Genomic DNA, 13,562 nt, shown 5'->3' on the forward strand with positions numbered 1-13,562 from the left:
TAATACTCTAATCAGCTCAGCACAGCCGGATGCGCTTAAAACAGATCAAACTGGCAGGTTTTAAATCCTTCGTTGACCCCACTACAGTGCCGTTTCCGCAAGCGATGACGGCCATAGTGGGGCCAAACGGCTGTGGCAAATCCAATGTGATTGATGCGGTGCGCTGGGTGCTGGGCGAAAGCTCGGCGAAAAACCTGCGCGGTGATGCAATGACCGACGTGATTTTTAACGGCTCGGCGCAGCGCAAACCGGTGTCGCAGGCCTCCGTCGAGCTGGTATTTGAAAATACGCAGGGCCGGCTGGCCGGCAATCTGGCGGATCGCAGTGAAATTGCAATCAAGCGCGTCGTGACCCGTGATGCCCAGTCGTTGTACTTCTTAAATGGCAGCAAGTGCCGCCGCCGCGATATTACCGATATTTTCCTTGGCACCGGCCTGGGCCCCCGCAGCTATGCCATTATCGAACAGGGCATGATCTCGCGTCTGATCGAATCTAAACCGCAGGAGCTGAGGGTCTTTATTGAGGAGGCCGCCGGCATATCCCGCTATAAAGAGCGGCGGCGCGAAACCGAAAACCGCATTAAACATACCCGGGATAATCTGGATCGCCTGACCGACGTGCGCGAAGAGCTGGGTAAAAATATCGACAAACTCAAGCGACAGGCGGCTACCGCACAGCGCTATAAAGAGCTGAAAGCGCAGGAGCGCACACTGCGTGCCCAGCTGACAACGATTAAATGGCTGGGTTTTAATGACACGCTAAACAAGCTGGAACAGCAGCTGCGCGAGCAGGAAACCGAGCTGCAGAAATATCAGGCGGCGCAGGCGGGCGATGAGCGGGTGCTGACCGAATTACGTGAACAAGCCAATACTGCACGGCAACAGCAGGAGCAGTGTCAGCAGCAGTACTATCAGTTGGGTAACAGGATCAGTGCGCTGGAGCAGCAAATTGTTGGCCAGCGTCAGCAACAACAGTTACTTAGCCAGCAGATCCAGCAAAAGCAGCTGAGTCTGGCCGGTTTTCATGAGCAACAGCAGCAGGAGCAGCTGCAACGCGCCGAGCTTGAAGCGCAGTTGGAAGAGCTGATACCGGAACTGCTACTGTTGACTGAGCAGCAGGAAGAGTTACAGGCACAATTGCTGGAAGCGACGGAGCAGGCAGCCGAGACACAACTTAACTGGCAAGACTGGCAACAACAGCATTATCAGCGCCGCGAGCAACTGCAGCAGTGGCGGCTGCAGCTGCAACATTGGGCGCAGCAACAACATCAGTTGGCCGCACAGCAACATAAGTTAACTGAACAGCTGGCCCGGCTGGAGCCTGAGCAGGCAGAGCAAGAGCTGGCGCTGGCAGAAGCCCGGCACCAGGAGCTGGCAGAGCAAGTCGCCGCATTGCAGCTAGAGCAGGCTGAGCTTACTGCCGCCCTGGCGCAGCAGCAACAGCTGAGCGCGCAGGCAACCCAGCAGCGCCAACAGTGGCAAAACCAACAGCAAGTGTTGAGAATAGAGCATCAACGTCTTAGCCACAGTCAGCAACAAGCCAGCAGCAGCGGGCCTTTACTGGCAGAGCAGCTGCAAATTGCAGATGGCTGGGCGCTGGCTGTTACGCTGGCACTGGGCGCATTACAACAGGCTGAGCTGGCTGCTCATACGGCGGGCAAAGCGCTGTATGTGATCGCAACGGCTGGCGACAACGCGGCGCCGGCTAATACCCTGGCCAGCGTGGTGCGCTCAGGGGTATATCCGGATTATTTCCGGCAGATTTTATTGGCGGCGGATGAAGCGCAGGCGCTAACGATGCTGACACAGCTTAAGCCCGGACAATCGGTGATCTGTGCTAAGGGTAAATGGTTCGGCACTAACTGGGGCCAGCAAAGCCAGGCGTCGCTGACCGATAGCCGTTTGTTACGCCAGGAGCGGTTACAACAATTAGGGCAGGAGTTAGCTGTCGTTGAGCAGGAGCTCGCAGCAGCTGCGGCAGCAGAGCAACAACAGCTTGAATTGCAACAACAGGCACAGCAGCAACTTAGCCAGCTTAATGCAGCACTCAGCAGCCAGCAACAAGCCCGGCAGCAACAGCATACGGTGGTGCAGTTAAAACAGCAGGCGCTGCAGCAATTAAGGCAACAGAGCACACAGCTGCAGCAGCAGTTAGCAGAATTACAGTTACAGCAACAGGCGCTGGCGGCAAGTGCAGAGCAAACCGAACTTAAGCTTGCAGAGGCGGAGCAAGAGTATCAGCAGGCGGTAACGCAGGAGCAGCAGTTACAGCAGCGCCAGCAACAGGCCAGGGCGCAGGAAGAGACGTTGCGCCAGCAATTGCAACAACAGCAAGGTCAGCACAGCCAGCTGCAAATGCAGCAACGGCTCTGTCAGCAGCAATTGCAAAGTGTCGAACTGAGTTTAAGCCGCGCGGCTTTGCAACAACAGCAATGGCTGGAGCAACTGGCCGAATTGCAGCTACAGCTGGACGAACAACAGGATCCGGCACTGCAACTGCAAGAGGAGTTACAGGAAAGCTTGCTGCAGCGCAGTGACGCCGAACAGGCGCTAACCAATGCTAATCAGCAGTTGGCTGCCATCCAGCAACAGATCCGTGAGCTGGAGCAGGGACAAAGCGGCATTACCCAGCGTTTAAGCAGCCAGCAAAAAGCGCTGGAAAATCTGCGGCTGGATGCGGAAGGCTACCGGATCCGCGCCAATAATATGCTGGAATTGTTGCGTGAGCAGCAGGTGAATATGAAAGAGGTGCTGGCTGAATTGCCGGCCGATGCCGATGAAGCACAGTGGCAGCAACAGCTTGATAAAACCGTGGAGGCAGTTAGCCGGCTTGGCGCCATTAACCTGGCAGCGATTGAAGAGTATGAGCAACAGGCCGAGCGCAAAGCCTATCTGGATGCCCAGCATCAGGATCTGACTTCGGCGCTGGACACGCTGGAAACCGCGATCCGTAAGATCGATCGCGAAACCCGGCAACGCTTTAAAGAGACCTTTGATCAGGTGAATGACGGCTTAAAACAGCTGTTTCCAAAGGTGTTTGGTGGCGGCAGTGCCTATCTGGATCTGACCGATGATGACCTGCTAGAAACCGGGGTCAGTATTATGGCCAGACCACCGGGTAAAAAAAACAGTACAATTCATTTATTATCGGGTGGTGAAAAAGCCTTAACCGCTTTATCATTAGTGTTTTCAATATTTAGACTTAACCCGGCACCGTTTTGTATGCTGGATGAGGTTGACGCTCCGCTGGATGATGCCAACGTAGGGCGCTTCTGTAATCTGGTGCGGGAAATGTCGGATACCGTACAATTTATTTATATCAGCCACAATAAAATTGCCATGGAAATGGCCGCGCAATTGATGGGGGTGACGATGCAGGAACCCGGTGTGTCCCGCGTGGTCGCAGTAGATGTGGATGATGCTGTCAAACTGGCAGTAGCCTAAAAGAGCAAAAGGTATAACAAATGGCTAGCGAGTTGCGTTTGGTATTAATTATTATCGGGGCCCTGGTGTTGGGCGGCTTGTTTTTGCATGGTCTGTGGACGGTGCGAAAAAACAGTAACAAGGTACAGCATCGCTATCATCCGGAGCAGGACAGCAAAGACGAGCGTCCGGGTGAAGGTTTTGACGAATACGGTATTGGTCAGGTTAGGGTGGTAAAGGGCGCCGGCAAAGGCAGTGCCGAGCAGCGCACCAAGCTGCACCCAAGCCGTACTGCAACCAAACCCACCAGCCGGCCAATTGATGTTAAGCGTCCGGCTGAGCAAACCGACTTATTTGCTGAGCCGAAAGAGCCGGTGTTTAATTTCTCGGCCTTAGATGAGCCGAGTATTCCGGAGCAGGATGAACTGCTGCCGGAAGATACCGATTACGGTTACGATGAGATGGCGGCCGACGAGCCGGCAGACGACGCCGCTGCTGCCCCCTCAGAAGTGCTGATCCTCTATGTACTACTGCCTGAACAGAAGGAAATCCGCGGTCAGGAGTTGTTATCGGTGTTAACCATGCTGGGCTTTAAATACGGCGATATGGACATCTTCCACCGACATCAGGACAGTGCCGGTACCGGTGAGGTGCTGTTTAGTCTGGCCAATATGTTTAATCCCGGCACCTTTGATATTGAGCGCATGGACGAGCTAAGCACCCGTGGTCTGAGCCTGTTTATGACACTACCCGGACCGGGTGAACCGCTGCAAAACTTTAACCTGATGAATAACGCTGCGAAAAAGCTGGCGGAAGAGTTCGGTGGTCAGGTGTTAGACGGTCAGCGCAGTGTGCTGACGGTGCAAACCGTGCGGCATTATGTCGAGCGGATCCGCGAGTTTCAGCGGCAACAACTGATCCGCGGTTGATTGCCAGGCTTTAATCTAACGGCAGGATTATCCTGCCGTTTTTGTTGGTGAGTTTGCAAATGATGTCTCCTGAACAGCAAATCGCTCAGCTGCGCCGGCAGCTGGAACAGTATAACTATCAATACTATGTGTTAGACGCTCCCAGTGTGCCGGATGCCGAATACGATCGGCTGTACCGCGAGCTGCAACAACTGGAACAGCAGCATCCAGAATTGATTACCGCCGACTCACCAACACAGCGGGTTGGTGGCGCCCCCTTAGCCAAATTCTCCCAGGTTAGCCATCAGGTACCGATGTTATCGCTGGACAATGCGTTTGATGACAGCGATTTTCAGGCCTTTGTAAAACGGATGCAGGATCGGCTGGATTTTGCCGGCGATTTTAGCTTTTGTGCTGAGCCTAAGTTAGACGGCCTGGCGGTCAGTATCCGTTACGAACACGGCGTGTTAGTGCAGGCGGCAACCCGCGGCGATGGCAGCACCGGCGAAGATATTACCGCCAATATCCGCACCATCCGGGCGATCCCGCTGCGCTTAACCGGTGAAGTACCGCCGGTACTGGAAGTGCGCGGCGAAGTCTTTATGCCGCTCTCTGGCTTTGAACGGCTGAACAACGATGCCAAGGCACGCGGTGAAAAAGTCTTTGCCAACCCGCGTAACGCCGCCGCGGGCAGTTTACGGCAGTTGGATCCGGCCGTTACCGCGAAAAGACCGCTGATGTTTTATGCCTATGCGGTTGGTCAAGTAGATGATCCCGAGTCACGGCTTAATAACCGCTGCCATTATCAGCGCCTGCAGCAGCTAAAAGACTGGGGCTTGCCGGTATGCCCGGAGATCCGTCTGGTTGAGGGTACAGCGGCAGCGCTGAGCTACTATCAGCAGATCCTGGCCAAACGCGCGGCGCTGCCTTATGAAATTGACGGTGTCGTTATTAAGGTCAGTAATCTGGCGCAGCAACAGGCGCTGGGCTTTGTCGCCCGCGCGCCGCGCTGGGCCATTGCCTTTAAATTCCCGGCACAGGAAATGCTAACCACCTTACTGGACGTGGATTTTCAGGTCGGCCGTACCGGCGCTATCACCCCGGTCGCGCGGCTGGAGCCGGTTAATGTCGGCGGAGTGATGGTTAGTAATGCCACACTGCACAATCAGGACGAAATAAACCGGCTGGGCGTACAAATTGGCGATAAAGTGATAGTGCGCCGCGCCGGCGATGTGATCCCACAAATTGTTGCCGTCGTTACCGAGCAGCGCCCGGCACAGACAAAGCCGGTAATCTTCCCCGAGGCCTGCCCGGTCTGTGGTTCAGCGGTGGAGCGGGTGAGTGGTGAGGCAGTGGCCCGCTGCAGTGGCGGTTTATATTGCGCGGCACAGCTGAAAGAATCGCTAAAACACTTTGTCTCGCGCAAGGCGCTGGATATTGAAGGTCTGGGCGATAAGCTGGTTGAGCAGTTAGTAGAGCAGCAACTGGTGAAAACACCGGATGCGATCTTTGACCTGGATATGCCGTCCTTAGTTGGCCTGGAGCGGATGGGCGAAAAATCAGCACTGAAGTTGTTAAATGCCATTAAAGCCGCGAAAAGTACCACCTTGCCGCGCTTTATTTATGCCTTAGGGATCCGGGAAGTGGGCGAGGCGACGGCGCTGAATCTGGCTAATCATTTTGCCAGCCTGGATGCCCTGATGGCCGCCAGTATCGAGCAGCTGTTAGAGGTTAGCGATGTTGGTACTGTCGTTGCTGAGCATCTGTATCATTTCTTCCGCGAGCCGCATAACCAACAGGTGGTCAGCGCCTTACTGGCGCAGGGCCTGCATTGGCCGGCGATAGCACAGCAACAGGTTACTGAACAGCCGTTAAGCGGCCAGACCATCGTATTAACCGGTACTTTGAGCAGTATGGGCCGCGATGAAGCCAAGGCGTTATTACAGCGGCTGGGAGCCAAAGTCTCCGGCTCGGTGTCAGCGAAAACCCATGCCGTCATTGCCGGCGAAAATGCCGGCTCGAAACTGGCGAAAGCCAGTGAATTACAGGTACCGGTCTGGGATGAGCAACAGATGTTGGATTTGTTTAAGCAGTATGGAGTCAGCCCGGATGCCTGATTGGTTAGTTAGCTTATTACTGGACTGGGGCGCCTTGTTTCGCCCCTATGTGCGCGATGAAAAAAATAAGCGACAGGCATGAAAGACTGGCCTCTGCTGGATAAATACGGTCTGACGCCGATACCACAACGCTTTTACTGGTTGCTGGCGCTGCTGCTGCGCCCTTATTTAAGCTGGGTACTAGTCCTGACCTTGCCGCCGCAGCAAAAGGATTTACTGAAACTGTTCTATCCACAACAGCAGGACTTTTTGATCGCCTGTGTCATTGCCTTGCCGGTACTGTTGGTCGTGGCGGCATTAAGTCAACGTAGCGATAAACGCAGCGCCGCCTGGCGCGCCATCTGGCGTGCTAGCCGCTGGTTACTCTTATTTAGCTGCGCGGCCGATTTGGCTTACAGCCTATATGATCTGCCCGCCGATGTGATTCTGGATGCGCCCTGGCGTTTGGTTTCGGTGATTGGTTTGGGGTTGGGGGTATTCTGGTTAATCCGCTCGAAAACCTTGCCGCGGATCTTTAGCGAGTGGCCGGAGCCGGTAGAGAAGTAACACCCGCCTTCAATACTTTTGATCTTGCTCTTAATGTCACACTTCGTTTACATTGGCGCCTTGTTGGAAGTTTGCAAGGGATTGTGATATGCGGTTGCTATTTTGGGTGTTACTGGCTTATGCCTTGTATTTTCTGGTGCTTGTAGCATTTGATCTTGTGACGACGCCGCTGACTTTTATGCTTTGGTTGTGGGTGGGGCTTGGATTAATCCCCGTTACTGTTATTGTCAGCTTTCTTAAGTACAACCTGCTGCAGGCACTAGGCTATTTAATATTAGGGCCACTGCTATTATTTACCTTTGTACGCACCATCCCGGGTTATGAGTTCTCCGGCTCTCAAGAGCCTTCAAATTTGCCTTCTATCAAGCCGGGCGACATAGTTGTGGCAAAGATAACTAACATTGCGCCATCAAGAGGTGAAATGATTACTTTTAAGACGCGGCAACCTGCTCAGTATGAATATACGCGTAAACGTGTGCATGGCATACCAGGTGATAGTATCTTGGTGTGTGACGGCGTAACCTATGTCAATAATTTCCATTTCTCAGTGGAAAATAATTGGCAGCCAGTTGCATTTGATCCTGCTAAAAAATGTAACAGCCAGCGCAGTCGTTATTTTCTTGATGAAAATGAGTTCTTTGTATTGGGTGATAATCAGCAAAACAGCTTTGATTCCCGAAACTTCGGCCCAATCCAACGACAGCAGATAAGACATACTGCGTTATATGCTATTCATGCGGATAGTCCTTTTTGGGGATCGCCACATGTAACTTTTTTAAAGGATAGCTTTGTTATACCTGAGCGTTAAACGAGCGAACGTCAATGTTGTAAAAGCAGAGGGACAGTTACCGGTTGAGAGCATGGTTTATGCACACCAGAGTGCCTATGATGCTGCACTGAATTTAAGCACGAAACAAACAGACTCCTCACCTTTTATCGAGTTTATGCTGGATGTCATTTTAGAAACGCTTATTAGTGCAACAACGACCAGTACCCCGCAAGTTACCCCGCAAGTCAAAGCCTTGCTTGATGTACTGACCAGTGCAAATCAGCCGTTGAGCAGTGGGGAATTACAAAGACAGCTTGGGTTAAAAGATCGGGAATCTTTTCGTCTAAGTTATCTGCAGCCAGCACTCGCTGCGGGGGTAATTGAGATGACATTACCAGATAAACCGAACAGTCGGTTCCAGGCTTATCAACTTTCAACAAAAGCCTAAGAATCTTTACCATAGTCCCTCAGAACTAACACCTCAATACGGCAAGATTCTCCCCGCAGTAATAATACTGATTGTAATGTGATTGATTTTAAAACAGTACTGGGACGCGGAAATGAAACGTCACTCTTATTTACCCATGCTTTGCATCATATAATCTACTCAGCCGTTCATTTGTAACGGCTGTTGCTTGCTTTTTAGCTGTTCATAACGACGTTGCTGCTCAGGTTTAAGGGTGGCGCCGGCGACAACCAGCTCACATTGTTGCAGCAAACGATAACGTAGATCTGGCGCGCACAGAGGTCTTGGGCTGGTTAGCAGGGTTTGCAGTAAGTTTAGTGCAATACCGGCATTTTTTGGCATCACCTTGTGTGCCAGAGTGAAGGCTTCAAACGCCTGCTCCCAATGTCCGCGTTGATAAAGCTGTACAGCACTGTTGTTAAGCTCGCGCGGGCCTTGTTGCATTTGCCGGCGTTCAGTGACTTCCTGTTGCAAATAGGCGCCCAGCAGCGGATCGGGTTGTTGCTGTTTACAGTGCTGGCTGATTTGGCTAAACAGTTGTTCGGCCGCGTCGGTAAGCCCCACCTCATGCAGCGCCTTGGCCTTATCCAGGGCGTCTTCCAGCGAGGTGATCGGCTGATCGGTTTTCAGATCGCGTAGCAGCGCCTTGGCTTTATCTTTGTGATCTTGCAGGTAAAGTAAGCGTGCCTGGAGTACCTGCTGTTGTTCTGAAAGAGCCTGTTTTGAAAACTGCTTCTGTAAGGTTTGTAAGCTCTGATTCGCTTGACGATTCAACCGGCTGTGCTGTTCTTCGCTCTCACTGGCTAGCGCAAAGTCGATACTTGCCCGGGCAAGATTTAGATATAAGTCGGGTTGTTCGAAAACAGAGTATCGCGCATATTTGACCATATCTTTCGCAGCACGGTACTGCGTCTCATAATCATGGTTTAAACGAGATAGCTGCAATAATTTCTGCTGACGAAAAAGATTACGCGGTGCTAAGTCTGCAGCGTCGATAAGATGTTGTTGCGCCCTCTGGTAGCGCTGCTGTTTAAATTCGAGCTCTGATAATAAATCCAGAGCGAATAGTCTGCTCTCGGTGCGCAGCAAAAGAGATTCTAATTCTTGTAAGGCGAGCTCTTCGCGTCCTTGTTGCACATAGCAACGAACTAATCCCATTTTCGCCCAGCTAAAGGGTTGAATATTTAGCATGGCCAAAAAAAAGTGCTCAGCTTCAGCAAACTGATGTTGAGTCAGCAAAATATCGCCTTTTAGCTTCAACATTAACGGAAACCATTTCCGCTGGCCTGCATCTGCTAACTGCTCATCAATAAGTTGAACCGCAGTATCGTATTGTTGTGTGTCGATTAACTGATACAGCGGGCGGAGTTGATGCTTTCGTTTAAGAACTCTCTCAATTCTTAGTTGGAGATCTTTGATAACAAAAGGTTTTGCAAGAAATTCATCCGGTTGTAGTTCTATAACACTGTGCACCAGAGTCGGGTCAGTTTCGGCACTAATAAAAATGATTCCGGTGCTTAGCTTGTGTAATCCGGCTAACTTTAATTCCTCAAATAATTGGAAACCGTCTTTTTTGCCATCAGCCTGATTATAAGAACAAATAATTAGGTCAAACTTGTTTTCCCGGCACAGATTGAGAGCAATTTGGGGCTTGTCAGCAATAATAGTGTTTTGGTACCCCAACTGTTCGAGAGAGTAGCGCAAGTAACTTTGTGATAAAGGTTGCTCATCAATAATCAGGATGCGTTCGTCCCGCTTGGGTACATTTTCCATTACAGGCTGGATCCGAGAACTTCGTCTAAAGCTACTATAGCAACTTTTTGCCTTGAGTTAACCGGGCAGGATCAATAAATAGGCGATTGCGCACTAAATCTGTACTCTGTATTTACCACTTTGTTCAAGATCTTGCGGCCAGAAGGATATTTTCCGTGATGCCTCACCGATATTGGTCAAGCCCTTAGCTGCGGTAGATTTTTCGTAACAGCAGCAGGGATGCTGCGGAGGCTGAAAGGGCACAGGGATGATCCTTGAAGCCGGTGGAGAAAATTGCTACCCAGCTAAGGGCGCAGCACTGATCTGTGCGCTAAGTATCGGAACTTGGTGGATTGTACTGGGTTCGAACCAGTGGCAACCGTGTTTTTGTAAAAAGCGGGTGGTGCTCTCCCGGTTGGGATAACAATCTATTGGAACTTTTGCTTAAGAGTTTTGGTGGATTGTACTGGGTTCGAACCAGTGACAACCGTCTCTTCGTAAAGAGAGGGCGGTGCTATCAACGACTTTAAAAATTTGGTGGATTGTACTGGGTTCGAACCAGTGACCCCCGCCTTGTAAGGGCGGTGCTCTCCCAGCTGAGCTAACAATCCATGGGAGTATCGTAAATCGGGGCTTTGGTGGATTGTACTGGGTTCGACCCAGTGACAACCGTCTCTTCGTAAAGAGCGGGCGGTGCTCTCAACGATTTTAAAAATTTGGTGGATTGTACTGGGTTCGAACCAGTGACCCCCGCCTTGTAAGGGCGGTGCTCTCCCAGCTGAGCTAACAATCCATGGGAGTATCGCTGTGTAGAATATTGGTGGATTGTACTGGGTTTAAACCAGTGGCAACCGTCTTTTCGTAAAGAGCGGGCTGTGCTCTCACCGATACTTCTAAATTTGGTGGATTGTACTGGGTTCGAACCAGTGACCCCCGCCTTGTAAGGGCGGTGCTCTCCCAGCTGAGCTAACAATCCACGCTGCGATGGCGCACATTATAGGGAGCGTGATTTAGCTGTCAACTTTATTTTCGGGCAAAGCGCGCTGTATGCCGCAAAAGTAAACAGCATAGTGAAAAAAACCAGCTTTTGCCACTACGCCTCGGGTGCATCCGCCGGCGTGGATTGTTACAATACCGGCCTCTTAGCTTTTTGCCTGTCTGAATTGGAAAAATTATGTCATTAGTGACCCGTTTTGCACCCAGCCCAACCGGCTACTTACACGTAGGTGGCGCCCGTACTGCTTTATACAGCTGGCTATATGCCAGAAAAAATGGCGGTAAATTTATTCTGCGTATCGAAGATACCGATCTGGAACGCTCAACCCAGGAATCGGTAGACGCCATTTTAGAAGGTATGCAGTGGCTGGGACTGGAGCACGACGAAGGCCCGTACTATCAAACCAAACGCTTTGACCTGTATAAAGAAGTGGTGGCGCAGCTGTTGGCAGAAGGCAAAGCCTACAAGTGCTTCTGCACGGTAGAGGAGCTGGACGCGATGCGCGAAGCGCAAATGGCCGCCGGTGAAAAGCCAAAATATAACGGTATGTGGCGCGATCGCACTGATCATCCGGCCGACAAGCCTTATGTAATCCGCTTTAAAAACCCGCAGGATGGCGTGGTCGTGATTGATGATATGATTAAAGGCCGCATTGAAATTGCCAATGCTGAGCTGGACGATCTGGTAATTGCCCGCAGTGACGGCACCCCAACCTATAACCTGACCGTGGTCGTCGACGACTGGAAAATGGGCATTACCCATGTGATCCGTGGTGACGACCATGTTAATAACACCCCGCGGCAGATGAATATTCTGGCTGCACTGGGCGCTGAGATCCCAAAATACGCGCATGTACCGATGATTCTGGGCGACGATGGCAAGCGGTTATCAAAACGTCACGGCGCTGTCGGCGTTATGCAATATCGCGATAACGGCTTTCTGCCGCAGGCACTGATCAACTATTTAGTTCGGCTGGGGTGGTCGCATGGCGATCAGGAAATTTTTAGTCTGGACGAGCTGGTACAGCTGTTCGACCTGTCGGCTTGTAATCGTGCCCCATCGGCCTTTAATACCGACAAGCTGATCTGGTTAAATCAACACTATATGAAAACCCTGCCGGCAGAAGAAGTCGCCAGCCATTTAGCCTGGCATGTTACCGAGCAAAAACTGGATATCAGCACCGGGCCAAGTTTAGCGCAGCTGGTGCAGGTACAGGCCGAACGGGTTAAAACCTTAAAAGAAATGGTGGAAGTCAGCCGCTATTTCTATGAAGACTTTAGCAGCTTTGACGAAGCGGCCGCCAAGAAACATTTAACTGCGGCAGCGGCGGAACCTTTGGCATTGTTACATGCCAAACTGGCTAAGTTGACCGACTGGCAGCCAGCGCTGATCCATCAGCAAATTACCGATACCGCCGCCGAACTGGCGCTGGGTATGGGTAAGGTGGGGATGCCGCTACGGGTGGCAGTAACAGGTGGCGGTAATTCACCGGCGCTGGATCTGACGTTACAACTGATTGGTCAGGCGCGCAGCCTGGCCCGCATCGAGCAGGCGCTGAGTTTTATTAAGCAGCACGCTGTCTGATGCACCGGCTCAGACCCGGTCTGAGCGGATACCTTAAGATGTGATAACGCCTGCGAGTTCAGGCGTTTTTAATTCACTTTGCGTGTAGATTAAAAAAAACTGAATATTAGATTAAACATGCCTGTTTTTTTATTGTTAGTCGTGGCCTTGCTGGCGTTTCACGTCAGTGCCAATGAAGCGCCGGAAGAGGCCGAGCCTCTGGTGCCTGAATTACAGAACCTGGGGTTACTTGGCACCCTTACCGGCGATATTGAGCTGGGCTTTTTGTTTATCGATGGCAACACCGATGCACGCGGCTGGCGAGTCAATACTGAAATGGTGCATGAAAATGATTATTTCCGGAACCGCTATAATGTGCAGGGCCGGATCCAAAAGAATCAGTTTACCAACAGTGAAACCGGTGAAGTGCGCACCGAGGCCACAGTAAAACGCTATGCGTTGTCAGGGCAGAGTAACTATAAGTTTTTAAGCGGTTCTACCTCGTTCTTTGGCCGCGGTGCCTATGCCTACGATATGTTTGGTTCATTCCGGCAGGTCGGCTCGCTGGCAACAGGTTATGCCAACCGGGTGTATCAAAAGCAGGCCAACTATCTGGATCTGGAAACCGGCCCGGGTTTTGCGTATCGCGAGGGCGCTTCCGGCAGCACTTCTAAGGGTTTGATCTGGTTTTTGGCACTCAACTTTGAGCAGGAAATTTACAAAGGCAGCCGTTTTCGCCAAACCTTCGAAGGCAATGTGTCGGTCGATGGCGAAAACTCGGCTTATACCAGCCGCAGCGCTTTAACCGCGCAAATTAATGGCAGGCTGGCAATGCGTTTAAGTTTCTCGGTGAGCCACAACTCGCGGCCTGAAGGCAATTTGCAAACTACTGATACCGAAACCTCGGCGTCGCTGGTGTATCAATTCTAAGCAGTTTTTTGTAATCAATCTTTAACCAAAAAGCCACCTGGATGTCATTTGGCTTTCACATAGTCATGTTCCAATTTCTGCGCCAATATTAT

General features: G+C 51.5%; 9 protein-coding genes and 3 tRNA genes. 8 read left to right on the forward strand and 4 right to left on the reverse strand.

The window, feature by feature from the left end:
* The first annotated feature begins 29 nt into the window (after nt 1–29).
* The 6 genes from smc to AJE_RS15030 all read left to right on the forward strand — a co-directional run bounded on the left by smc (nt 30) and on the right by AJE_RS15030 (nt 8,210).
* The gene (gene smc, locus AJE_RS15005) at nt 30–3,443 is read left to right on the forward strand and encodes a chromosome segregation protein SMC (RefSeq protein WP_008951545.1); all 3,414 of its coding nucleotides are present in this window, start codon (nt 30–32) and stop codon (nt 3,441–3,443) included.
* Nucleotides 3,444–3,463: 20 nt separating this feature from the next.
* On the forward strand, nt 3,464–4,351 hold the full coding sequence (gene zipA / locus AJE_RS15010; RefSeq protein WP_008951546.1) for a cell division protein ZipA: 888 nt from the start codon (nt 3,464–3,466) through the stop codon (nt 4,349–4,351).
* Nucleotides 4,352–4,410: 59 nt separating this feature from the next.
* Nucleotides 4,411–6,447: an NAD-dependent DNA ligase LigA gene (gene ligA, locus AJE_RS15015; RefSeq protein ID WP_420167175.1), complete on the forward strand. Its 2,037-nt coding sequence runs from the start codon at nt 4,411–4,413 to the stop codon at nt 6,445–6,447.
* Nucleotides 6,448–6,525: 78 nt separating this feature from the next.
* On the forward strand, nt 6,526–6,993 hold the full coding sequence (locus AJE_RS15020) for a DUF2919 family protein (RefSeq protein ID WP_008951548.1): 468 nt from the start codon (nt 6,526–6,528) through the stop codon (nt 6,991–6,993).
* 88 nt (nt 6,994–7,081) lie between these two features.
* Nucleotides 7,082–7,801, forward strand: coding sequence for a signal peptidase I (lepB, locus tag AJE_RS18010; RefSeq protein ID WP_008951549.1), 720 nt, complete (start codon nt 7,082–7,084; stop codon nt 7,799–7,801).
* A gap of 52 nt (nt 7,802–7,853) precedes the next feature.
* Nucleotides 7,854–8,210, forward strand: coding sequence for a Fic family protein (locus AJE_RS15030; RefSeq protein ID WP_008951550.1), 357 nt, complete (start codon nt 7,854–7,856; stop codon nt 8,208–8,210).
* A 159-nt stretch (nt 8,211–8,369) separates the two neighbouring features.
* Here AJE_RS15030 and AJE_RS15035 read toward each other — a convergent pair whose 3' ends face one another.
* The 4 genes from AJE_RS15035 to AJE_RS15050 all read right to left on the reverse strand — a co-directional run bounded on the left by AJE_RS15035 (nt 8,370) and on the right by AJE_RS15050 (nt 10,956).
* Nucleotides 8,370–10,001 carry a response regulator gene (locus AJE_RS15035; RefSeq protein ID WP_008951551.1) on the reverse strand — a complete coding sequence of 544 codons (1,632 nt, stop codon included), beginning with the start codon at nt 9,999–10,001 and terminating at the stop codon, nt 8,370–8,372.
* Nucleotides 10,002–10,515: 514 nt separating this feature from the next.
* Nucleotides 10,516–10,591: transfer RNA gene (locus AJE_RS15040), tRNA-Val, on the reverse strand.
* Nucleotides 10,592–10,697: 106 nt separating this feature from the next.
* A tRNA-Val gene (locus AJE_RS15045) sits at nt 10,698–10,773 on the reverse strand.
* 107 nt (nt 10,774–10,880) lie between these two features.
* Nucleotides 10,881–10,956, reverse strand: a tRNA-Val gene (locus AJE_RS15050).
* A 198-nt stretch (nt 10,957–11,154) separates the two neighbouring features.
* On the opposite strand from AJE_RS15050, the gene gltX reads away from it, so the two are divergent.
* Nucleotides 11,155–12,561, forward strand: coding sequence for a glutamate--tRNA ligase (gene gltX, locus AJE_RS15060; RefSeq protein ID WP_008951552.1), 1,407 nt, complete (start codon nt 11,155–11,157; stop codon nt 12,559–12,561).
* A gap of 117 nt (nt 12,562–12,678) precedes the next feature.
* On the forward strand, nt 12,679–13,470 hold the full coding sequence (locus tag AJE_RS15065; protein ID WP_008951553.1) for a DUF481 domain-containing protein: 792 nt from the start codon (nt 12,679–12,681) through the stop codon (nt 13,468–13,470).
* Nucleotides 13,471–13,562 lie beyond the last annotated feature (92 nt).

Source organism: Alishewanella jeotgali KCTC 22429, from assembly GCF_000245735.1.
GTDB classification, from domain to species: domain Bacteria; phylum Pseudomonadota; class Gammaproteobacteria; order Enterobacterales; family Alteromonadaceae; genus Alishewanella; species Alishewanella jeotgali.

Coding starts and splice junctions, on each gene's coding strand:
- AJE_RS15030 (WP_008951550.1), top strand. CDS start 7,854: ATGGTTTATGCACACCAGAGTGCCTATGATGCTGCACTGAATTTAAGC.
- smc (WP_008951545.1), top strand. CDS start 30: ATGCGCTTAAAACAGATCAAACTGGCAGGTTTTAAATCCTTCGTTGAC.
- AJE_RS15065 (WP_008951553.1), top strand. CDS start 12,679: ATGCCTGTTTTTTTATTGTTAGTCGTGGCCTTGCTGGCGTTTCACGTC.
- zipA (WP_008951546.1), top strand. CDS start 3,464: ATGGCTAGCGAGTTGCGTTTGGTATTAATTATTATCGGGGCCCTGGTG.
- lepB (WP_008951549.1), top strand. CDS start 7,082: ATGCGGTTGCTATTTTGGGTGTTACTGGCTTATGCCTTGTATTTTCTG.
- ligA (WP_420167175.1), top strand. CDS start 4,411: ATGATGTCTCCTGAACAGCAAATCGCTCAGCTGCGCCGGCAGCTGGAA.
- AJE_RS15035 (WP_008951551.1), bottom strand. CDS start 10,001: ATGGAAAATGTACCCAAGCGGGACGAACGCATCCTGATTATTGATGAG.
- gltX (WP_008951552.1), top strand. CDS start 11,155: ATGTCATTAGTGACCCGTTTTGCACCCAGCCCAACCGGCTACTTACAC.
- AJE_RS15020 (WP_008951548.1), top strand. CDS start 6,526: ATGAAAGACTGGCCTCTGCTGGATAAATACGGTCTGACGCCGATACCA.